General features: G+C 68.2%; 22 protein-coding genes. 8 read left to right on the top strand and 14 right to left on the bottom strand.

The window, feature by feature from the left end:
* Positions 1-222 precede the first annotated feature (222 nt).
* Positions 223-711 (top strand): MaoC family dehydratase, encoded by a 489-nt coding sequence (locus ACSG06_RS10645; RefSeq protein ID WP_440990232.1) that lies wholly within the window; start codon positions 223-225, stop codon positions 709-711.
* Between the two features lie 30 nt (positions 712-741).
* On the opposite strand, the gene corA is transcribed toward ACSG06_RS10645, so the two are convergent.
* Together corA and ACSG06_RS10635 are read right to left on the bottom strand one after the other, a co-directional pair.
* Positions 742-1,710 carry a magnesium/cobalt transporter CorA gene (gene corA / locus ACSG06_RS10640; protein WP_440990231.1) on the bottom strand — a complete coding sequence of 323 codons (969 nt, stop codon included), beginning with the start codon at positions 1,708-1,710 and terminating at the stop codon, positions 742-744.
* Positions 1,707-1,868 carry a hypothetical protein gene (locus ACSG06_RS10635; protein WP_440990230.1) on the bottom strand — a complete coding sequence of 54 codons (162 nt, stop codon included), beginning with the start codon at positions 1,866-1,868 and terminating at the stop codon, positions 1,707-1,709. The genes corA and ACSG06_RS10635 overlap by 4 nt, the downstream gene beginning before the upstream one ends.
* An 81-nt stretch (positions 1,869-1,949) precedes the next feature.
* On the opposite strand from ACSG06_RS10635, the gene ACSG06_RS10630 reads away from it, so the two are divergent.
* Complete coding sequence (locus tag ACSG06_RS10630) at positions 1,950-2,378, top strand: DUF3054 domain-containing protein (RefSeq protein WP_440990229.1); 429 nt, start codon at positions 1,950-1,952, stop codon at positions 2,376-2,378.
* A gap of 9 nt (positions 2,379-2,387) precedes the next feature.
* Here the strand turns inward: ACSG06_RS10630 and ACSG06_RS10625 are convergent, their stop codons facing one another.
* The gene (locus ACSG06_RS10625; RefSeq protein WP_440990228.1) at positions 2,388-3,635 is read right to left on the bottom strand and encodes an MFS transporter; all 1,248 of its coding nucleotides are present in this window, start codon (positions 3,633-3,635) and stop codon (positions 2,388-2,390) included.
* A gap of 286 nt (positions 3,636-3,921) precedes the next feature.
* On the opposite strand from ACSG06_RS10625, the gene ACSG06_RS10620 reads away from it, so the two are divergent.
* A complete protein-coding gene (locus tag ACSG06_RS10620; RefSeq protein WP_440990227.1) occupies positions 3,922-4,161 on the top strand; it encodes a DUF8015 family protein in 240 nt (79 codons plus the stop codon).
* A gap of 53 nt (positions 4,162-4,214) precedes the next feature.
* Positions 4,215-5,213 (top strand): ornithine cyclodeaminase family protein, encoded by a 999-nt coding sequence (locus tag ACSG06_RS10615; protein WP_440990226.1) that lies wholly within the window; start codon positions 4,215-4,217, stop codon positions 5,211-5,213.
* A 27-nt stretch (positions 5,214-5,240) separates the two neighbouring features.
* Here ACSG06_RS10615 and ACSG06_RS10610 read toward each other — a convergent pair whose 3' ends face one another.
* Positions 5,241-6,008 carry a DUF7509 family protein gene (locus tag ACSG06_RS10610; protein ID WP_440990225.1) on the bottom strand — a complete coding sequence of 256 codons (768 nt, stop codon included), beginning with the start codon at positions 6,006-6,008 and terminating at the stop codon, positions 5,241-5,243.
* Positions 6,009-6,143: 135 nt separating this feature from the next.
* Here ACSG06_RS10610 and ACSG06_RS10605 point away from each other — a divergent pair, with 135 nt between their 5' ends.
* Positions 6,144-6,536, top strand: coding sequence for a winged helix-turn-helix domain-containing protein (locus ACSG06_RS10605; RefSeq protein WP_440990224.1), 393 nt, complete (start codon positions 6,144-6,146; stop codon positions 6,534-6,536).
* 27 nt (positions 6,537-6,563) lie between these two features.
* On the opposite strand, the gene ACSG06_RS10600 is transcribed toward ACSG06_RS10605, so the two are convergent.
* From ACSG06_RS10600 to ACSG06_RS10580, 5 genes are read right to left on the bottom strand one after another with little or no spacing between them, the layout of a single operon-like run.
* A complete protein-coding gene (locus tag ACSG06_RS10600) occupies positions 6,564-7,265 on the bottom strand; it encodes an SDR family oxidoreductase (protein WP_440990223.1) in 702 nt (233 codons plus the stop codon).
* Between the two features lie 57 nt (positions 7,266-7,322).
* On the bottom strand, positions 7,323-8,372 hold the full coding sequence (locus tag ACSG06_RS10595) for a presenilin family intramembrane aspartyl protease PSH (protein WP_440990222.1): 1,050 nt from the start codon (positions 8,370-8,372) through the stop codon (positions 7,323-7,325).
* Between the two features lie 57 nt (positions 8,373-8,429).
* Positions 8,430-8,651: an H/ACA ribonucleoprotein complex subunit GAR1 gene (locus tag ACSG06_RS10590; protein WP_440990221.1), complete on the bottom strand. Its 222-nt coding sequence runs from the start codon at positions 8,649-8,651 to the stop codon at positions 8,430-8,432.
* Entirely contained in the window at positions 8,648-8,929 is a 282-nt protein-coding gene (gene srp19 / locus ACSG06_RS10585) for a signal recognition particle subunit SRP19 (RefSeq protein ID WP_440990220.1), read from the bottom strand. The genes ACSG06_RS10590 and srp19 overlap by 4 nt, the downstream gene beginning before the upstream one ends.
* 45 nt (positions 8,930-8,974) lie before the next feature.
* Entirely contained in the window at positions 8,975-10,141 is a 1,167-nt protein-coding gene (locus tag ACSG06_RS10580) for a PGF-CTERM-anchored ABC transporter substrate-binding protein (RefSeq protein WP_440990219.1), read from the bottom strand.
* A 70-nt stretch (positions 10,142-10,211) separates the two neighbouring features.
* On the opposite strand from ACSG06_RS10580, the gene btuC reads away from it, so the two are divergent.
* The 3 genes from btuC (at position 10,212) to ACSG06_RS10565 (ending at position 13,534) form a co-directional block, all read left to right on the top strand.
* Positions 10,212-11,339, top strand: a complete 1,128-nt coding sequence (gene btuC / locus ACSG06_RS10575) for a vitamin B12 ABC transporter permease BtuC (protein WP_440990218.1) — start codon at positions 10,212-10,214, stop codon at positions 11,337-11,339.
* On the top strand, positions 11,336-12,574 hold the full coding sequence (locus tag ACSG06_RS10570) for a heme ABC transporter ATP-binding protein (protein ID WP_440990217.1): 1,239 nt from the start codon (positions 11,336-11,338) through the stop codon (positions 12,572-12,574). The genes btuC and ACSG06_RS10570 overlap by 4 nt, the downstream gene beginning before the upstream one ends.
* Before the next feature lie 66 nt (positions 12,575-12,640).
* On the top strand, positions 12,641-13,534 hold the full coding sequence (locus ACSG06_RS10565; protein WP_440990216.1) for a hypothetical protein: 894 nt from the start codon (positions 12,641-12,643) through the stop codon (positions 13,532-13,534).
* 8 nt (positions 13,535-13,542) lie between these two features.
* On the opposite strand, the gene ACSG06_RS10560 is transcribed toward ACSG06_RS10565, so the two are convergent.
* From ACSG06_RS10560 to ACSG06_RS10540, 5 genes are all read right to left on the bottom strand, one after another.
* Positions 13,543-13,836 (bottom strand): SUI1 family translation initiation factor, encoded by a 294-nt coding sequence (locus ACSG06_RS10560; RefSeq protein ID WP_440990215.1) that lies wholly within the window; start codon positions 13,834-13,836, stop codon positions 13,543-13,545.
* 259 nt (positions 13,837-14,095) lie between these two features.
* On the bottom strand, positions 14,096-15,124 hold the full coding sequence (locus ACSG06_RS10555; RefSeq protein ID WP_440990214.1) for a tyrosine-type recombinase/integrase: 1,029 nt from the start codon (positions 15,122-15,124) through the stop codon (positions 14,096-14,098).
* The gene (locus tag ACSG06_RS10550) at positions 15,121-15,531 is read right to left on the bottom strand and encodes a DUF5805 domain-containing protein (protein WP_440990213.1); all 411 of its coding nucleotides are present in this window, start codon (positions 15,529-15,531) and stop codon (positions 15,121-15,123) included. The genes ACSG06_RS10555 and ACSG06_RS10550 overlap by 4 nt, the downstream gene beginning before the upstream one ends.
* A gap of 770 nt (positions 15,532-16,301) precedes the next feature.
* Positions 16,302-17,201, bottom strand: a complete 900-nt coding sequence (locus tag ACSG06_RS10545) for a phosphoribosyltransferase HisG-related protein (protein WP_440990212.1) — start codon at positions 17,199-17,201, stop codon at positions 16,302-16,304.
* A 41-nt stretch (positions 17,202-17,242) separates the two neighbouring features.
* Positions 17,243-18,904, bottom strand: a complete 1,662-nt coding sequence (locus tag ACSG06_RS10540; protein WP_440990211.1) for an AAA family ATPase — start codon at positions 18,902-18,904, stop codon at positions 17,243-17,245.
* Positions 18,905-18,909 lie beyond the last annotated feature (5 nt).

Genomic DNA, 18,909 nt, shown 5'->3' with positions numbered 1-18,909 from the left:
GGCTATGCGGGTCAGTGACACGGCATCTGGCGAAGTTCGACCGGCGATGAGAACTCCCACGGGGTGGGACTGCCGGTGCATCTACGGGCCGTACCCCGCAGACGAATTTAAACAAAACGGTTTCGGTCGGGGCAGAAGTTACTATTCGGTCCTGAGTGAACCGAATCTTCAGAGACACCCGAAAGCGCACCGACTAAGGGCGGGCCGCGAGTCGCTCCGGACATGACCGGGCTCTACTACGAGGAGTTCGAGGTCGGCGAGACCATCGAGCACGAGCGCCGCCGCACCGTCTCCGAGAGCGACAACCAGCGCTTCTGTGACATGACGATGAACCAGCAGCCGCTCCACCTGGACGAGTCGTTCGCGGGCGACACGCAGTTCGGCCAGCGACTGGTCAACGGCATCTACACGCTTGCGCTCGCGGTCGGGGTCTCCATCCCCGAGACGACCGACGGGACCATCGTCGCGAACCTCTCCTACGACGAGGTCTCCCACCCGGCCCCGGTGTTCCACGGCGACACGCTCCGCGTGCAGTCGACCGTGACGGACAAGCGCGAGACCAGCGACGGCGAGCGCGGCGTCGTCACGATGCACGTGGAGGCGTTCGTCGTGGACCTCGACGACGCCGACGACCGCGGCGAGGAGGAGGTGCTGGTCTGTGAGTTCGACCGGACCGTGCTCTCGCTGAAGCGGGAGGAGACCGAGGACTGACCGCGCGGCGCCCGCGCCGCAGTCCCCTGGTTACAGCCAGCCCTCGCGCCTGAAGTACAGCACCATCACGCCCGCGATGCCGCCCATCCCGAGCATGACCGCGTGGTAGGCGTACGGCCACGCCAGCTCGGGCATCCGCTCGAAGTTCATGCCGTAGACGCCGACGACGAACGTCAGCGGCAGCACGATGGTCGCGACGACGGTCAGCGTCTTCATCACCTCGTTGGTGGACATCGACAGCGAGTTCAGGTAGATGTCGCGCGCGCCGGTGACGAGGTCGCGGTACGTCTCGTTCAGCTCCACGAGCTGGACGACGTGGTCGTACACGTCGCGGTAGTACTTCTCGGTGGCCTCGTCGACGAAGTCGAGGTCTCCCCGTGCGAGGACGCCGATCGCGTCTCGTGTCGGCCAGAGCACCCGCCGCACGGAGAGCAGGTCGCGCCGGAGCTCGTTGATGTCATCCAGCAGGTCGAGACCGGTCGCCCCGACGATCTCTTCCTCGACGGCCTCGATGTCGCTCTCGATCTCGTCGAGCACGTCGAAGTAGCCGTCGACGATGGCGTCGATGATGCGGTACGCGGCGAAGTCCGGGCCCCGGGCGAGCAGCCGCCGCTCCTCGCGGGTGACCGCGTCCCAGACGAGCCCGACAGCCGGGATGGTGTGCGTCGACAGCGTGACGAGCCAGTCCGGGCCGACGAATACCCCGACGGTCCGGGTCTTCACCTCCTCCGCGAAGGTGGTGTCGCCCTCGCGCAGCGTCGCCGTCTTCAACAGGACGAACAGGTGGTCCTCGAACTGTTCGACCTTCGGGCGCACGTCGTTCCGCACGTCCTCGAGTTCGAGGTCGTGGATGCCGAACGTCTCGCCGACCGCCTCCAGCTCCGCGGCCGTACCGTCGGAGACGCGGGTCCACGTCGTTCCCCGGGCGGCCTTCGCCGTGGCGAGGTCGTCGTGTTCGTCGACGCCCTCCGGCTGGAAGACGTGGCTCTGGACGGTCACGCGTCAGCACCCCCGAGCCCGACTGCGGTGATGGTGATGCCGACCATGACGCCGACCAGCGAGAGCTCCCGGCCGGGGTACGCCGTCGACACACCGACACCGTAGCCGACGAGGCCGCCGACCGTCAGCACGACCCCGAGCACGAACGTTCGCTCCATGGTACAGCCTCCCGCGGCGGGGGCAAAAGCGTTGGCGCGGGAATCGGGAGAGCGAAGGGCCTCCCGACCCAACCCCCGGCCATGCTCGCGCTCGAACGCCTCTCGACCGCAGGTGGGCCGACCGCCGGCGACCGTCTCCGGGTCGTCGCGGTCGACGTCGTGGTGCTCTGTGCGCTCATCGTCGCGGGCGAGCTCCGGCACCAGGTCGACCCCATCGAACAGCCCCTCGCGGTCGTCGAGACCGCCGTCCCGTTCCTCCTGGGCTGGGCGGTTGTGGCCACGCTCGTCGGCGCGTACGGCGACCGTGCGCTCTCGGACCGGCTGTGGTCCGTCCGCACGGCCGTCGGCGGCTGGCTCGGTGCGGTCGGCATCGGGGCGATCCTCCGTGGCTCGCCGTACTTCGCCGGTGCCATCCCCTGGACGTTCCTCGCGGTGATGGCCGGACTGGGGACCCTCGCGCTCGTCGTCGCCCGCCTCGCCGCGGTGACGCTCCTCGCCTCGACGCGGTAGTGCCGTCGCTCAGGCCCGCCGTCCGAGCACGAAGCTCGCGAGTGCCCCGGCGAGGCCGATTCCGGCGAGGACCACGAACAGCACGCCCACGTCGGCGTAGGTCAACAGCCCGCCAGCGAGCGTGCCGCCGAGCGCGCCGACCCCGAACACGCCGAGGTAGGTGTAGCCGTAGGAGAGGCCTCGCGTGCCCGCTGGTGTGTGCTCCGCGACGGCGGCCTGGTAGAGCGGCTGGACGACGAACAGCGCGACGCCGAGCACGCCACAGAGCGCCAGGACCGGCAGGAGGCCGACCGAGGAGAGGGGGACGAACGCGAGCGCCAGCAGCCCGAGCAGTCCGAACGCGAACGGGAGGACGCGACTGGGCTGAACGCGGTCGGTGAGTCGCCCCCCGACGTACTGGCCGACGACGCCGACCATGAGCATCCCGGCGTAGACGTAGCGGCCGGGTTCGAGGCTCCTGCCGCCGAACTCGACGGGCTGCAGCGACGGGAAGTCGCCGAGGATCTCCGGCAGGAAGGTGAGCACGCCACGGTAGTACAGTCCGGAGCAGACGACGATGGCGAAGATGACGACGAAGCCCCCGGCGAACAGCCGCTTCGAGCCAGCGACGAACTCGGGCCACGAGCTGACCGCGTCAGCCTTCGAGTCTCCCGCCTCCTCGCCGCCATCGGTCTCCGTCCCACCGTCGGCGACGGCTGCCCGTTCGTCGACGTCGAACCGGAGCGCGAGTACGGCGCCGAGGACGGCGGGGAGGGTAAGCACCAGCGCGACCCCGCGCCAGTCGAGCACGAGCAGGAGCAGCGTCGCGGCGAGTGGCCCGAGCGCGATGCCGACGTTGCCGGCCATCCCGTGGTAGGCGAACGCCGAGCCGCGTGCCTCGACGCCACGGCTGATGAGCGAGAGTCCGGAGGGGTGGTAGACGCTCGCGGCGATCCCCCACAGGCAGAGCGCGACGGCGACGACCCAGACCGAGGAGGCGACCGACAGCAGTGCGAACGACCCGGCCATCCCGAGGAGACAGCCCACGATGAGCCGCTTCGACCCGACGGTGTCCGCGAGCACGCCCCCGGGGAGCGCCCCGAGCCCGAACAGGCCGTAGCCCACGGTCGCCACCACCCCGAGCGTCGCGGCGTCTGCCGAGAACGCCGGGCTGGCCAGCCAGACGCTCACGAATATCGGGATCGACAGCTCGTAGGTGTGTACCATCGCGTGACCGAGCGTGACGAGCGCGACGATGGCACGGTCGTTCCGGTTCACAGCTACACTGTCGGGAGGTCGCCCGTTCAACGCTCCGGTTCCGGCAGTCGTCAGTGTGCTCGGCAGTGTGCAGTGGTACCGTGGCTATGAGTACTTATTTACGTGATGCTCGAAACGAGAGGTTAGCGAGACCAAAATCGACAGACTGCTGTACGATTACCGGGTAATAGGATTCTCATAAGTTATGGGAATTATGGGGGGCAAATATGGATTCCCAACCGATGGAGTACTGGGCAGATATCTCCCAAAGTTTTTTATGTACGGTACGCATAGTTGTTAATAGATTATGACTGGGTACTATGACATCGTTCTTGGCCTGATTCCCGTTTCGTTCATCGGAGGAACCGCCGCACTGACCACCGTCGCGGACATGGCCACGAGCACGGCGATCCCAGTCGCCGCCGTGCTCGCGGTGCTGCTCATCGGGCACGCGATGTTCGTCAACGCGCCCGTCGACGTGGTGGCCGAGGAGTCCGACCCCGCGCCCTCCTCGACCAGCACGGCCGCGCCGCCGCAGGCGGACTGAGACCAACGTACCCAGCACCCCTCTTTTTGGTGCCGGCTCCCGATTTTCCACGCATGACGACCGCCCGCTTTCTGACGAGTAGCGATGTCGCCGACCTCGCCTCGCCCGCCGAGTACGTCGCCGCCGTCCGCGATGGCTACCGCCAGCGCGGCGAGGGCGCGGCCGCGAAGCCGCGGTCGACCCTCCGTAACGACGACCCGCCGGGGATGCTGTTCAGCTACGCCGCCATCCTGCCGGAGACAGGCGCGATGGGCGGCTACATGTACTCCGCCGGCTTCGGCGAGGTCGACGCCTGGTTCGTGACCCCGCTGTTCGACGCCGAGAGCGGCGCACCCCTCGCGCTGGTCGACGGGGCCCACATGAACCCGTTCAAGACCGGCGCGGCGGGCGCGGTCGCCGTGGACGAGCTCGCCCGCGAGGACGCCACGAAGCTCGCGGTCATCGGCTCCGGTCCGCAGGCTCGCGGCCAGCTCAAGACGGCGATGACGGTGCGGCACTTCGAGACGGTGAACGTCTACTCGCCGACGAAGGAGAACCGCGAGTCGTTCGCCGCCGAGATGAACCGCCGGTACGACGACGCCGCAGTCGGTGCGGTCGCGTCCTCGGCCGCGGCCGTCGAGAACGCCGACGTGGTCATCACGGCGACGACCGCGTCCGAGCCGGTGTTCGACGGCGACCTGCTCGAACCCGGCACGCACGTCACCGCGATGGGGCAGTACCACCCGGCGAAGCGCGAGCTCGACCACACGACGATCCGTCGGGCGACCTACGTCCCCGACCTCCGCGAGCGCGTCACCCAGGACGCCGGCTCGTTCATCTCGGCGATGGAGGCCGGCGTCGTCGACGAGGACGACGTCCACGCCGAGCTCGGCGAGGTCGTCGCGGGCGAGGCCGATGGTCGGACGAGCGACGACGAGATAACGGTCTTCGACTCCGGTGGCACCGGCATCGAGACGACCGCCGGTGCGTACCTGCTGTACGAGAAGGCGGTGGAGCGGGACCGCGGGAGCGAGATCGAGTTCGCGCCGGCGAGCGAGGCGCTGCAGGGCTGAGAACGAGCCGGTCGACGCCGCCCCGGCCTACTCCTCCGGCGCGTACGTCTCGCCGGGCACGAACACCGGAAGGTCGGTGTCGCGGGCCTCGCGGGTGAGCGCGTCGAACCAGTTGCGTACCTTGTCGTGCAGGTCCTCCCTGCGGCGGAACTCGTCGTAGCGCACGTCGAAGCCGTAGGGCAGCTCGTCGACGGTCGCGCTCCCGAACTCGGCGTCCTGGTAGATGGCGACGCGCTGGCCCGGCTTGTGGGTCGTCGCGGGGTTCCCCCGCCTGAGGTGGAACTCGCCGAGGATGCCGCCCGTCTCGGTGCCGACGCCGGTCGTCAGGCCCCCCTGCGTGAACAGGAACAGCACGGCGTCGCTGTGGGCGGCGAACGCGATGGACTGGTCGAGCGGGGCCATCCCCTGCACCTCGGGTTCGTCGTCGTCCCGTCGCTCGTTCAGCTCGCGTGCCTGGCGGTAGGTGGGGATGCCGATGTCGCTCGCGATGAACGCCCGGCAGCTGTGGCGGTCGCGGAGCTCGGCACAGAAGTCACGGAGCGACCGCTCCATGTCCCCTCGGCCGCTCTCGGTGACGTGTCGGTCCGGGTCGAACAGCGGGTCCTGCTGGAACGGCGTGGCGAGCCTGTCGCCGTCGTCGTAGGCGTAGGCCGCACTGAAGGCGGTGTACGGCCCCATCACGTACACGGTGAAATCGTTCTGGCGGCTGAACCGCGGCGGCTCGGGGGCCTGCTCGGCGAGGATGTCGGCGATGGGGCGGCCGCCGTAACGGAAGGTCGTCTGTCCGTCGAACATCTGTTGGTTCGGCGTTCACAGGAGGGGGAAATAAGACGAGGGGGAACGTCGGTACAGTCGTCAGCAGAAAAGGAGGAAAAATTTCTTTCTAATCGGTAGATACTTGTTCGGTCACGTCGTACCTACGGATGTACCATGGCCGCCGAAACTGGAGACCAACCGACGCCCCCCGACGAGCGCGACCTCGAGAGCTACGTCGACGACCGCCTGTTCGACGACAGCATGGGGACGCTCGCGGACCACGCCGCCCGCAAGGCCGCGCTGGGCGACTCCCGGCGCTACGCCATCGTGTTCCTGCTGTACGAGCGCGACGAGGTGGCCCGGAGCGAGCTCGCCGCCGCCATCGACGACCCCACGTTCGACCTCACCCACCACCTCGGGCAGCTGGTCGACGTCGGGCTCGTCGCCCGCACCGGCGCCCCCGAGGGAGCCGACGGCCGGCGCACGTTCTACGAGATCACCCACCTCGGCCGGCAGGAGATCGAGGCCGACTACCGCAACGTCACCGGCCACGACCCCGGCGAGTAACCGGTTCTCTTCGGCGGCCTTCCCCGTTCAGACCGAGTCCGTCAGCCCGCCGTCCACCCGGAGGTTCTGCCCCGTCACGTAGCTCGCGTCGTCGGAGGCGAGGTACGCGACGGCGTCCGCGATCTCTGCGACCTCGGCGGGCCGGCCCATCGGGATCTCGGCCAGCGTCTCGTCGTCGACCTCGTAGCTGTCGGCGAAGCCCGGCAGGACGCAGTTCATCCGGATGCCGTCGCCGGCGTACCGGTCGGCGTAGAGCTTCGTGAACGCGCCGAGGCCCGCCCGCAGCGCCGAGGAGACGGGGAAGTCGAGCGACGGCTCGTAGGCGGAGAACGTCGAGATGTTCACGACGCTGCCGCCACCCTGCTCCTCGAAGACGGGCGTGACGAGCCTGGCCATCCTGACGACGTTGAGCAGCACGAGGTCGAGGCCGTCGTGCCAGTCGCCGTCCTCGATGTCGAGCAGGTCACCGGTCGCGGGGTGGCCGGTGTTGTTCACCACGACATCGATGCGGCCGTACCGGTCGAGCGCCGCGTCGACCAGCGCCTCGAGGTCGGCGGGGTCGGTCACGGAGCCCTCGAAGCCGACGCCGCCGAGCTCCTCAGCCACGTCCTTCGCCGCGCCGGACTTCGACAGCAGGACGGGCGTGTATCCGTCCTCGGCGAGTCGACGGGCGCACGCTGCCCCGATACCGCGGCCGGCCGCAGTCACGACTGCTACGCGTTCGGTCATGGGTGAGAGACGGGGGTCGGGTCAAAACCGGTTCGGGCCGCGGCAGTCCGGGCCGGTTCAGAGCCCGAGCGCGGCCATCAGGGGCACGCCGCTCGCGAGTGCGCCGACGAGGTAGCCGCCGATGGCACCGCCGTTGAGCAGCGGCAGCCCGGCGTGTGCGCGACCCTTCAGGACCATCCACATGAGCACGAGCAGGCCGGCTATCGTGCCGACCATCGCGGTCAGTCCGGGCAGGTTGAGCAGGATGGGGTCGGTGACGAGTGCGTCGACGGTCCCGCCGGGGACGGCGGTGTGGAAGTGCACCGCCGAGACGACGATGATGCTCGGCATGACGGCGTCGCCGAGGCCGATGAAGAACGCGTCGCGCTCCATCGGCGACTGGTCGGTGACGCCCGCCTCGTCGTCCGTGTCGGGGGAGTCGGTATCAGGGGCGTCCGCATCTGCGGCGTCACCCTCGGGCTGTCCGCCGTCGCCGGCAGGGGTCCCGGTATCCCCGTCGGCCGGCTCCTCGTCCGGTGCGCTCCCCATCTCGCGGAAGGAGAACGAGAGCGTCGTCGGCGCGACGAGCACGACGGGCACCTTCATGTCCATGACGCCCTCCGCCAGCGTGAGCATGTGCTCGGTGCCGTACACGGAGATGGCGTCGTACACCGCGAGCACGGTCAGCAGGAGGATGGCGGGGAAGAGGCCGAACGAGATGCCGAACAGGCCGGCGGCGGCCGCGCCCATCACCACTCCCGAGGCGTCGATGACCCACCACTCCGGGTAGACGAGCAGGCCGACCGCGATGAGCGCCGCTGGCACCGCTGCGACGAGCGGCGAGAGGAAGGCCGCGAAGACGTACCACGAGAGCATCCCGCTCGTGAGGATGATGAACCCGCGGATGAGCCACTGGAGGTCGTAGCGGAAGGCGAGCAGCATCAGCGCGGTCGCGACGAGGATGGCACCCACGTAGGCGATGCTGTTGGTCGGGTCGTTCGGGTTCTCGACGACCTGCCGGCCCTGTTCCTCGAAGGGCTGGACCAGCGAGAGCGCACCGAGCTGGACGAGGAGGAAGATGACGACGACGAGGCCGACGGCCCCGAACACGCGCGTCCGGTCGTTCATGACCGTCCGTTCCGACCGGCGGTTTATCGGCCTTCCGTTCGGCGGACGACCACGCCGCTACCGGGCGTACAGCGTCTTCCCCAGCAGCAGCGCGGGGTCGTCCTCGGTGGTGACAGCGACGTAGGGCCGCGAGACCGGCCCGAACACGTCGACGACGCGCCCGACCTCGTTGAGCGACTCGTCGACAGCCTCGGTGCCGATGTCGGGATGCTCGTCGCCGTCGCTCCGCGCGACCGCGAGTCCCTGCGCGACGCGGACGACCTCGCCGACGCGCTTCATTCGCGGAGGGCGTTGACGTACGCCGCGACGGCCTGGACGATGTCGTTCTTCGAGTCGTCGTCCGGGTTCTTCACGAGGACGCGGCCGCGCTGGCGGTGTCCCTCGCGGGAGTAGCTCTTCTCGCGCTCGATGACCGCGTCGTAGCCGACCTGCTGGACGGCCTTCGCGATCTCCTCGACCTCCGGGTCCTCGACCGCGAGGTCCGCGGGGACGCGCCGTCCCGCGGAGCGAGTGAGTGCCGCGTCGAAGTACGCGGGGTAGATGACGTTCTCGACCATGTGCCGACCGACGAGCGGGGGTCGTATCGGCCTTTCGGAGTCGCGTTACGTCCGGCGGGCGATACCGGCGAGGGAGAGCGCGGCGACGAGCGCCGCCACGACGCCGAATCCGGGCGAGCCGCCGTCGGCGCTCCCATTCTCGGCGGTGGTGGTGCTCGCCTGCGTCGTCCCGCCGTCCGTGGCGGTCGTCCCTGCCGCGGTCGCCGTCGTGCCGACCGATGCCTCCCCGCGCACGCTCGCGTTCGCCTCGGCGTACGCCTCCGGGAACCAGTTCTGCGAGAGGTTCCGCATCACGTAGATGCTCCGTGGCGCGGGCTGGTTGAGGTAGTTGTTGTTCAGCACGAGCGTCTGGTTCTCCTGCACCGCGACGGTGTTCTGGTAGGCCGGCGAGTCCGGGATGCGGGGCTCGGGCTGGGCGCTGTTCAGCAGCAGCCACTCGACGGTCATGTTGGCGACGACCTCCGGGTTCATCCGTGCGTAGCCCGCCTGACTGTACTCGAGCTCGGCGGTCGCGGCCATGTTCTCCGCGCCCGCGGTCGTCATGAGGTCGCTGATGTACGTGTTCGGCCCGGGCGTCGTCCCGTAGAAGACGTAGAGCGCCTGCGGGGGCTCCTGTCCCTCGGCGGCGCGCTGGACGACCTCCAGCTCGGTCTCCATCCACGCGCGCGTCTCGCTCGCGCCCTCGCAGGCGCCGACGAGCTGCCCGGTCAGGGTGACCTTCTCGAGCACCTCGTCCATGCTGTTCGCGCTCCGGAACTTGTACACCGTGATGCCGGCGTTGCGGAGCTGCCGGACGGTGTCGTCGCCGACGATGTTGCCCGCGAGCACGAGGTCCGGCTGCTGGGCGACGACGCGCTCGACGCTGACGAAGGCCCGGCCGCTGCCGGAGACGTTCGCCCAGCCGTCCGAGGCGTCGAGGTAGTTCGCGTACTGCGTCGCGCCGACCACCTTCGCGCCGGCACCGATCTCGACCATCGTCTGGGCCGCGGCCGGACTGAGTGTCACCACCGACTCGGGTGCCTCCTCGACCGTCACTTCGGTCCCCGTCGCGTCGGTCGCGGAGAACGGGAACGAGCAGTCCTCCTGTGCGGTGACTGCACCTGTACCGACCGCACTCGCGGGCGTCGCGGTCCCACCGACGGGAGCCACGACGGCCGCGAGCGAGCCGACGAGTAGCAGTGCCACCACGAGCGTCGTCCGTGTACCTGTCATCACTCACAACTCCAGACGTATGCAATAAGTATTTACCTAAAGCAAGTAGATTTGTGAACCAGCACCAGCGATGCGAACTGACGTCCGAGCGGTCGTATGGTCCGGTGGGCTCGCAGCCCTGCTGCTGGCCACGATAGCGGTCTGTACGGCGGTCGGTCCGGTCGACATCGCGCCGACCGCCGTGCTCGCGGCCATCCTCAACGAGCTGTGGCTGCCGACGGGTGCGAGCCTCACCGACGGTTCGACCCGCCTCTTCGGCGTGACCGTCCTCCCGTTCGGCGTCGGCCTCCGGACGACCCACCCGTTCAACTTCCACGTCGCCGAGACGACCCGGGTCATCGTCGTCTCCCTGCGTCTCCCGCGCATCGCTCTCGCGGCCGTCGTCGGCTTCGCCCTCGCCAGCGCCGGCACCGTCATGCAGGGGTTCTTCCGGAACCCGATGGCCGACCCCTCCATCGTCGGCGTCTCGTCAGGCGCGGCCGTCGGCGCGGTCGCGTTCATCACCCTCGGTGGGGCCATCCCGCTCGTGGGCACTGCAGTCCCGTTCGGCATCGAGGGCGCGGCGTTCGTCGGCGCCGTCGCCGCCGCGTTCCTCGTCTACACCATCGCGACCGAGGGCGGCAGGACGCCCGTCGCGACCCTGCTGCTGGCCGGCGTCGCCGTCCAGACGTTCCTCGGCGCGGTCGTCTCGTTCCTCATGGTCACCAGCCCGATGGGCAGCCTCCAGCGGGCGTACTACTGGCTGCTCGGTGATCTCGGCATGAACGCCGCCTGGGAGCCGGTCGGCATCGCGTTCGTCGCCGTCTCGGCCTCCTTCCTCCTGCTCCTCCCGTTCACACGGGACCTGAACGTCCTGATGCTCGGCGAGGAGGACGCCCACCACCTCGGCATCGAGGTCGAGCGCACCAAGCGCATCCTGCTGGCGGTGTCGAGCGCCATCACCGCCGCGGGCGTCGCCGTCGCTGGCGTCATCGGGTTCGTCGGCCTCGTCGTCCCCCACGCGATGCGCCTCGTCGTGGGCCCGGACCACCGCGTCCTCCTGCCGACGAGCGCCCTCGGCGGCGCGATTTTCCTCGTCGTCGCCGACACGCTCGCGCGCTCGACCGCGGAGGTGCTCCCCGTCGGCATCGTCACCGCCGCCGTCGGCGCTCCCTTCTTCCTGTTCCTGCTCAGCCGACGGGAGGTGCACGCGCTGTGATCAACCTCGACTCAGTCTCCGTCTCCTTCGGCGACGCTACGGTGCTCGACGACGTATCGCTCACGGTCGAACCGGGCACGTTCCTCGGCCTGGTGGGGCCGAACGGTGCGGGCAAGACGACGCTCCTGCGGACCGTCAGCGGCGCGCTCTCGCCCGATTCCGGCACCGTCGAACTCGACGGCGACCGGCTGGCGGACCTCGGCTCGAAGGCGACCAGCCGTCGGGTCGCTGTCGTCCCGCAGGACACCACCGTCTCGTTCGGGTTCACCGCCCGCGACGTGGTCGCGATGGGACGCACACCGCACCGGGGGCGCTTCGAACCCTCGACCCGGGGTGACCGGCAGGCGGTGGACGACGCGATCGCCCGCGTCGACGCCGAACACCTGGCCGACCGGCGGATCGACGAGCTGAGCGGCGGCGAACGACAGACGGTCACCATCGCGCGTGCCCTGGCACAGGAGACACCGGTCCTGCTGCTCGACGAGCCGACCGCGAGCCTCGACATCAACCATCAGGTCGAGACGCTCGAACTCGTCGCGGACCTCGTCGCGGGCGGGAAGACGGTCGTCGCGGCCATCCACGACCTCTCGCTCGCGGCCCGGTACTGCGACCAGCTCGCGCTACTCGCGGACGGAGATATCGTGGCTACTGGTTTACCGGAGTCGGTGCTGACACAGGACCGTCTCGCCGAGTCGTTCGACGCGAGAACGGTACTCCGGCGGGACCCGGTCACCGAGAGCCTCGGTGTGACGGCGCTCGCACGGCAGCCCGAAACCGTCGACCGGACCGTCCACCTCGTGGGCTCGGGGTCCGTGGCCGCTCGCACACTGGAACGTCTCGTCGGGGCGGACGCCCAGGTCACCGTCGGACCCGTCCCCCCGGGCGACTCGCTCGGTGAAACCGCCGACCTGCTCGGTGTCGATACCATCGAGCGCTACCCACACGAACCGCTCGACGACGCGACGCTGTCGGCTGCCCGTGAGGCCGTGGACCGTGCGGCCGTGGTCGCCGTCGCGAACCCTGCGCTCGTCGCCGGGGACGACCGCGTCTACGGACTTCTCCAGGACCGTTCGCCGATGGTCGTCGTCGAGGAGTCGACCGACCACCAGACAGCACCCGACCCGGCCGCGGCGCGCGCCCAGACCCTCCGACGACGTGGGGAGACGACCGACGTCCGTGGTGTCGTGGACGCGGTCGCGCGTGCGAGACGACTCGTGGAGGCGGCGGACGACTGACTGAAGACGCGGCGGGCGACGCGGGGCGACCCAACGTTCAAGCATCGACCGGCCCAAGCCCCAACGATGGACCGGGGGCCGTGGCTCGCACTCGCACTGGTGCTGTCGATGGTGCTCGCTGGCTGTGGGGGGACCGCTGGCGTCCAGACGCGCGACCCGTTCTCCGTGCCGGAGACCACGACGCCTGCGACCGGCCCCCCGGAGACCGATCTGGGGGAGATCGATGCGCCGTTCTCGCCGGACCCGGAGACGAACACCCTCGGGGACCCTGCGATCTTCCTCGACTCACAGGCCAGACGGCTGGAAGGGACGAGCTACACCCTGGACTACGAGCTCGACGTCCGGTACGGCAACGGGACCACGTGGAACAACGTCGTGGTCGACGCCCGGTTCGCCCGCAACCAGAGCGTCTACGTCTCGAACGTGACCCAGCGCGGTCGTAGCCTGAACGTCACCAGACTGGCCTATGTGAACGGGAGCACGCTGTACGAGGCGCAGGGACCAGCCGGTCTCTCACCCGCCACCGCTAACTTCTCGGTCGCCCGGACAGCAGACGGCACGCCGGTGTCACCCGGAGAGGGCGTGACGCTCCGAGCCCTCCGCCCCGAGTTCCTCTACAACGGGTTCTCGTCGATGAACGTGACCGACGTGCGCGAGCTGGACCGTGTGCCGTCGGGAATCAGAGACCAGCTGTTCTACGTCCGTGCCACCGAGATCACCCAGCCGGATACCCTGGTCAACGATGCCTTCACCAGCGACGACGCCAGGGTCGAGAACGCGACGCTCGAGGCAATCGTCGCCAGCGACGGCTTCGTCTACGAGTACAGCATCCAGTACACCGTCGTGCGTGAGGACGGCACCAGACTACACGTCTCCCGTCGACTCGTCTACCGCAATGTGGGAACTACCAACGTCACCACACCATCAGACTGGAATATCGCGACGGCGTTCGTGCACTGATCCGCTGCCTAGGAGTCGACGTCGTATCCCCGTTCGCGGAGCAGGTCGCGGACCCGGCTCTCGTGGTCCCCCTGGACCTCGATGTGGTTCTCCTTGACCGTACCGCCGGTCCCGAGCGCCGACTTGAGGTCGCTCGCGAGTTCCTTCAGCTCGCTGCCGGCCTCGAACCCCTCCACGACCACCATCTTCTTGCCGAACCGACGCTCCTCGGTGCGCACCGTCAGGGCCTGGGTCGCGCGGTCCAGGTCGGCCGTCGGGTCGTCGGGCACGTCGAGGCCCTCGAACGGGTCGTCCTCGCTCATACCGTCCGATTGGGTATCGTCGCGTAAATCCGTTTTCCGGGTTCGAGCGACCTGTCCAGGGACAGTGAACCGATCGTCGCGATGGGCACGACCGACCGAGTGGCCTCAACGGCCTGGAATCGCCGCTGTGAGACCGGTTTTATCCCCCAGACGACCCCCTCCGGAGGACACTATTTGATATAGCGGAATATAATTTATGTGCTCTACACCGACCACCGGTAATAGTCGGATAATCGACAATACTCTCCCCGAAAACCCGTCAGAGCAGCCGATAGACGTTCGATTCGTACACCGCACGGACCTGGCCGCCCCAGTTGTGGGTGTACGTGTCGATGATGTCGCTCGCGACGTCACCGCGGAGGTACTTGACGATGCCACGGTCGCCCGTCCGGTCCCGGAGGTGTGTCGTGAAGAAGTGCCTGAAGTAGTGAGGGGTGACGTTCTCGGCAGCCCCGCCGCCGTCCTGGTACCAGCCGTGTTCCCGGGCGTGTCGCTCGACGACGTTCCTGACCGCCTGCGGGCTGACCCGGCCGCCCCAGTCCCCGCTCGTCGAGAGGAAGAGCGGCTCTGCCGGGGATATCGCGTCAGGCCGGATGGCCAGCCACGACTTCAACACCGACGCGAGCTCGTCGTCGACGGGGACGACGGTCGCGCGTTTTCGCTTGTTCGAGGCCGACCGCTCCTCCCCGTTGTACGGTCTGCCGCGGGCGGGCTCGGCAGCCACGTACAGCGATTCGGGCCGCCCGTCGAGCTGTACCCGCCCACCGAGGTCGAACTCCCCCGTCAGCTCGTGGTCAGAGAGCGCGAGGTCGCGCAGGTCGAGGTTACAGAGTTCACCGACACGTACCCCGGTCTTCAGCAGTGTGACGACCAGCGCCCGCTCCAGCGGGTGGGTGATGTCAGCGACGAAGGTCCGCATCTCCGGCACCGAGATCTCCCGGCGTGTCGGGTCCTTGTCGATGGACTCGTCCATCTCCTCGACGACGAGCGCCATCGGATTGGCGTCGAACTCCTCGACCTGGGTCATGTAGGCGTAGAACCGGTGGACGTAGGAGGCGTAGGAGGCGACGGTGCTCGGTGCGTGCTCGCCTCGGAGGGAGTGGACCCACGCCATACACTCCCTGCGCCCGGCTTCTTCTGGTGTCAGCGACCGGCCACTCGGCCCACGGTCCTCATCGGCCAGGAAGGCCTCGAACCGCCTGAGGACCCGCTCGTAGGCCTCTCGTGTCCGTTCTGACTTGCCGTGGTACTCCTGGTCCTCGAGGTAGTACGAGACCGCGTCGGTCATCGGTCACCCGTCGGGACGTACCCGCCATCTCGGCCGCTGTACCGGAGTTCGCCCTCCTCCTGGAGCGTCCCGAGGGCCTCGTCCAGCCGGTCCTCGACGTCGTTCGTCACCGCTGCGACGAGATCGTCCCACGTCTGTGGCTCGTCGCGGGCGTGCAGGATGGCCAGCACCCGGTCGGCCAGCTCGGCGCCCGCTGGCCCGTCCGCTATCGACTCGTTCGCACCCCCGGCACCGTCGCTATCGGGTGACTCGTCGAGGTCGAACGACCGCCGGCCGGCCTGGACCATCGTCCGGACGAACTCGCTCCGGCTCATGTCGAGTTCCTCGGCCTCCTCGGACCACCGTTGCTTCTGGTAGGTCGGAACGTACGTCCGAACGGCGGTGCGGGCCGTCTCGTCCTCGCTCACAACCCGAACACCCCCACTGAACTACACGAACGGACGGTGGTCTGCAACCCCGTTCTAGGGGGTCGAACCCCAGGGGTTGCGCGCTCAGAGACAGGTTCGTCGAACCGGGGTTCAGGCAGCATTCTGTGTTCGCTCCCGGGACACGATTCTGATGTCCGCTCACCTGGCTGGAACTGGCGACCCAACGTCGTATCGAGTGGTCCACTCATCCGTTCGAGCCGACTCACGGGCCGATAATCAATCTATCCCCATAATCTGGTATAAGAGCCCTTATCTTCCTGTATAGTCCCCCAGTTCCGGCGGTGAGGGCCAGATATCCAAAATTCTGGACCCACAATTCCGTCTGTATAACACCAGAATATGGGATATCGAATCAGATATCTGTTGGTTCCAGCAGGACATGATGAGGGGATCGACGGCCCTAGATTGTTCGACACCCGTCCCGTGTGGCGTGGGGTTGGAGAACGTTCGATGCAGGTTGTGGGATTGTTCGTCTCCGATGCGCGTGGAGATGAGAACGTGATGGGGGCGTCGTTCGGTCCGGTAGCCGTCCGTGGCGGCCACGAACGAGTCGATGCTGGCGCGGGGTGAATCGGTGCTGCCGCGGGAAACTCGCGTACGGCCCAGTACCGTCGGGGCCGAGGCGCCGAATATTGGTCCGTCGGGTGCTCTACAGCGCGATTCTCGACGACGATGCGCTGTTAGCAGCTGGTCGAGCGGCAACTGATAAATCAAATCTCGCTATATCCAATCGGGGGTCCGAAGCGAACTCACCTGACCGCCAGTTCGGTCTCCACGTCACCGAAGAGCGATCGCACACTCTCCGCGCCGTCTGTCGATTCCGCGACGTTCTCCATCAGGACCGTCTCGCTAGGGAACAGCTGTGTCCCGAGTTCGAGCCCGTAGTCGCGGGCGGTGCCGCCGGTCATCGTCAGATAGACGCCGACGCCGGTATCGGCGATGCCGGCCTCCTCCTCCTGTGCCTCGTCGGGGTAGCAGAACTCGACATCCTGCATCACGTCGGTGCCGAGGACGGCCTCGACCAGTCGCTCGTACCGGGGCGAGATGCAGAGCTCGCCCTCGTACTCGTCGAGGAACTCCCGGGTCGCTCCGTCGGCGCGATAGCTGTCCAGGAGCTCCGGTGTCGCCATCAACGTGTGGTACACCGTGTCGCCGAGCCCCGTGACGACCCTGACGTCAGTGTCGTGTGGGTCGATGCGGGCGTTGACGTCCTCGATGGTGTCGAGCGGATCCGGGCGGAGGGCGACGACCTCCTCGAGAACGAGGTCCGCGCTGTCGAAGCCGAACGCGAACGAGTGGGTCCGGAGCGACCGGAACGGCTCCTCGCGGCCGACGAGCTGGATCGGCCCGGACTCCGTCTCGACGGTGACGCTGTCGAAGACGACGCGGCGGGGGAGCCCGTCACGGTCGTCACGGAGCAGGGTGAACTCCGGTCGATGCGGATGGCCGAGGTCGCTGTAGTCCGCGAGCCGGTCGTACACGTCACGGGGGTCGTCCGCGTTCCCCTTCGTTATCGCCTTCTCGTACCGGAGCGTCGAGATGATCGAGTCGGCGAGGTCGGTCGCGTCGGCGCGTGTTGCGACCCGCTCGAGGACGGCTTCCAGCGGGCGCCCCTTCCGTGGGACTGCGACGGCTGTCGTCTCGGCCATTTCGCTGACGAACGGCTTCGGGGGAGAAAACAGGTTCGTTCTCAGGTGAACATCTCGCCGAGCTGGTCGCGCCACTCCTGGATCTCGGTGACCTCCTCCTCGACCTCGTCGACCCGGGACTCGACCGCGCCGAGGTCGTCCTCGAGCTCGGTCACGTCGGACTGCACGTCGTCGATACTGTCGGTGGCGTCGGCGATGTCGCCCTCGAGCGATTCGGTCGACTCGTCGAGGTCGGTACGGAGCTCGGAGACGTCACCCGAGACCGTCTCGAGATCGTCCTCGATCCCGGTCACGTCGGCCTCGACGCTCTCGACGGACGAGCGCACGTCGTCCACGTCGCCGTACAGCGTGGTGATCTCCTCGTCGTGGGAGTCGATGTCCTCGGAGAGGGTCGAGACCTCGTCGCGCAGGGAGCTGACCTCGCGCTCGTACTCCTCGAGGAGCTGCTGGGCGGTCCCCTCCTCGTCGAGGAACTCGGCCAGGGCGTCCGTGTATGCCGCGACCTCCTCGACGCGGGACTGGAGGTGCTCGACCTTGGCGATGTCGGTGCCGGCGGCCTCGACGTCGAGGGCCTGCCGGAGGTCGCGACGTTCGTTCTCGGTCAGCGTCCCGTTCTGGAGCTCGTCGACGAGTGCGGCGGCGACGCTCCCCTCGACTGCAGGTGCGGCCGACGTTCCCGTCTCGTCCTCGGTGTCGTCCCCGGCACCGGGTTCCGTATCGGCCTCCGCGTCGGTCGCGGCGTCGTCGGCCTCCGTCTCATCGGCCGGTTCGGTCTCGACCTCGAGCTCGACCTCTTCGGCCGGCTCGCTCTCCGCCGCTGCCTCGGTTTCAGCGTCGGCTTCGGTGTCCGTTTCCACGTCACCCTCGGTGTCGGCTTCCATGTCGGCGTCGGTGTCCGACTCCACGTCGGCGTCGGTGTCAGCCTCCACGTCGGCCTCAGACTCGGCGGCCTCGTCGTCCTCTTCGGCGTGTTCGTCGATATCGAGGTCTATCTCGGGCTCCTCGTCGGGCTCCGATTCGACCTCGGTCGCACCGACCTCCTCCTCGGCGGCCTCGAGGTCGAGTTCGATCGCCGGGGAGTCCTCGGCCTCGGTGTCGTCCGCATCGGGCTCGGACGCGTCACCGAGGTCGAGGTCGATGGAGCCGCCGTCGCCGGACGCCTCGGCGGTCTCGGCGTCAGCGTCGGTCGCGGCCTCGTCGTCCTCGAGGCCGGGCATCTCGTCCTCGCCGGCGAGCATGTCCTTGACGACCTGGTTCGAGTCGTTGGAGACGATGTCGTCGATGGTGTTGTCGCCCTCGACCTCGCCCTCGGGTTCCGCGTCGGCGTCCTGGCCCTCGGCGTCGACCTCGGTGAGGCGCGGTTCCGTGAGGAACTTTGCCGCCTCCGCCTCGTCGTCGATGCGGATGCCGTAGACGGTGGTCACCTCCTCGCCGGGGTCGAGCGTGCGCTCGTACTCGACGTGATGGTCCTGGAAGGCGGTCCAGTTCTCGCTCTCGTAGTCGGGGTGAAAGCCGACACCGTCCATCGGGAAGTCCTCGGGGATCTCCTCGTGGATTCTGATGGTGACGGTCTCCGCCCGGTCGGACGTGATGCCGAACCGGATGGCGGGCACGGGGAACTCGTCAGCCTCGAACGACTTTGCGACCGAGATCCCGTCCGCGTCGACCTCGATTGTGGTATCCTCGTCGACCTCGCTACTCATACAGC

This window comes from Haloarchaeobius baliensis, assembly GCF_052060055.1.
In the GTDB taxonomy this organism is placed as follows: domain Archaea; phylum Halobacteriota; class Halobacteria; order Halobacteriales; family Natrialbaceae; genus Haloarchaeobius; species Haloarchaeobius baliensis.
Note: the sequence above shows the minus strand (reverse complement) of the source record. Positions and strands in the feature narration are given on the sequence as shown.

Excerpts from the sequence above, each read along its gene's own strand:
- ACSG06_RS10645 (WP_440990232.1), top strand. The coding sequence starts at position 223 with ATGACCGGGCTCTACTACGAGGAGTTCGAGGTCGGCGAGACCATCGAG.
- ACSG06_RS10635 (WP_440990230.1), bottom strand. The coding sequence starts at position 1,868 with ATGGAGCGAACGTTCGTGCTCGGGGTCGTGCTGACGGTCGGCGGCCTC.
- ACSG06_RS10630 (WP_440990229.1), top strand. The coding sequence starts at position 1,950 with ATGCTCGCGCTCGAACGCCTCTCGACCGCAGGTGGGCCGACCGCCGGC.
- ACSG06_RS10620 (WP_440990227.1), top strand. The coding sequence starts at position 3,922 with ATGACTGGGTACTATGACATCGTTCTTGGCCTGATTCCCGTTTCGTTC.
- ACSG06_RS10615 (WP_440990226.1), top strand. The coding sequence starts at position 4,215 with ATGACGACCGCCCGCTTTCTGACGAGTAGCGATGTCGCCGACCTCGCC.
- ACSG06_RS10610 (WP_440990225.1), bottom strand. The coding sequence starts at position 6,008 with ATGTTCGACGGACAGACGACCTTCCGTTACGGCGGCCGCCCCATCGCC.
- ACSG06_RS10605 (WP_440990224.1), top strand. The coding sequence starts at position 6,144 with ATGGCCGCCGAAACTGGAGACCAACCGACGCCCCCCGACGAGCGCGAC.
- ACSG06_RS10600 (WP_440990223.1), bottom strand. The coding sequence starts at position 7,265 with ATGACCGAACGCGTAGCAGTCGTGACTGCGGCCGGCCGCGGTATCGGG.
- ACSG06_RS10595 (WP_440990222.1), bottom strand. The coding sequence starts at position 8,372 with ATGAACGACCGGACGCGCGTGTTCGGGGCCGTCGGCCTCGTCGTCGTC.
- ACSG06_RS10590 (WP_440990221.1), bottom strand. The coding sequence starts at position 8,651 with ATGAAGCGCGTCGGCGAGGTCGTCCGCGTCGCGCAGGGACTCGCGGTC.
- srp19 (WP_440990220.1), bottom strand. The coding sequence starts at position 8,929 with ATGGTCGAGAACGTCATCTACCCCGCGTACTTCGACGCGGCACTCACT.
- ACSG06_RS10580 (WP_440990219.1), bottom strand. The coding sequence starts at position 10,141 with ATGACAGGTACACGGACGACGCTCGTGGTGGCACTGCTACTCGTCGGC.
- btuC (WP_440990218.1), top strand. The coding sequence starts at position 10,212 with ATGCGAACTGACGTCCGAGCGGTCGTATGGTCCGGTGGGCTCGCAGCC.
- ACSG06_RS10565 (WP_440990216.1), top strand. The coding sequence starts at position 12,641 with ATGGACCGGGGGCCGTGGCTCGCACTCGCACTGGTGCTGTCGATGGTG.
- ACSG06_RS10560 (WP_440990215.1), bottom strand. The coding sequence starts at position 13,836 with ATGAGCGAGGACGACCCGTTCGAGGGCCTCGACGTGCCCGACGACCCG.
- ACSG06_RS10555 (WP_440990214.1), bottom strand. The coding sequence starts at position 15,124 with ATGACCGACGCGGTCTCGTACTACCTCGAGGACCAGGAGTACCACGGC.
- ACSG06_RS10545 (WP_440990212.1), bottom strand. The coding sequence starts at position 17,201 with ATGGCCGAGACGACAGCCGTCGCAGTCCCACGGAAGGGGCGCCCGCTG.
- ACSG06_RS10540 (WP_440990211.1), bottom strand. The coding sequence starts at position 18,904 with ATGAGTAGCGAGGTCGACGAGGATACCACAATCGAGGTCGACGCGGAC.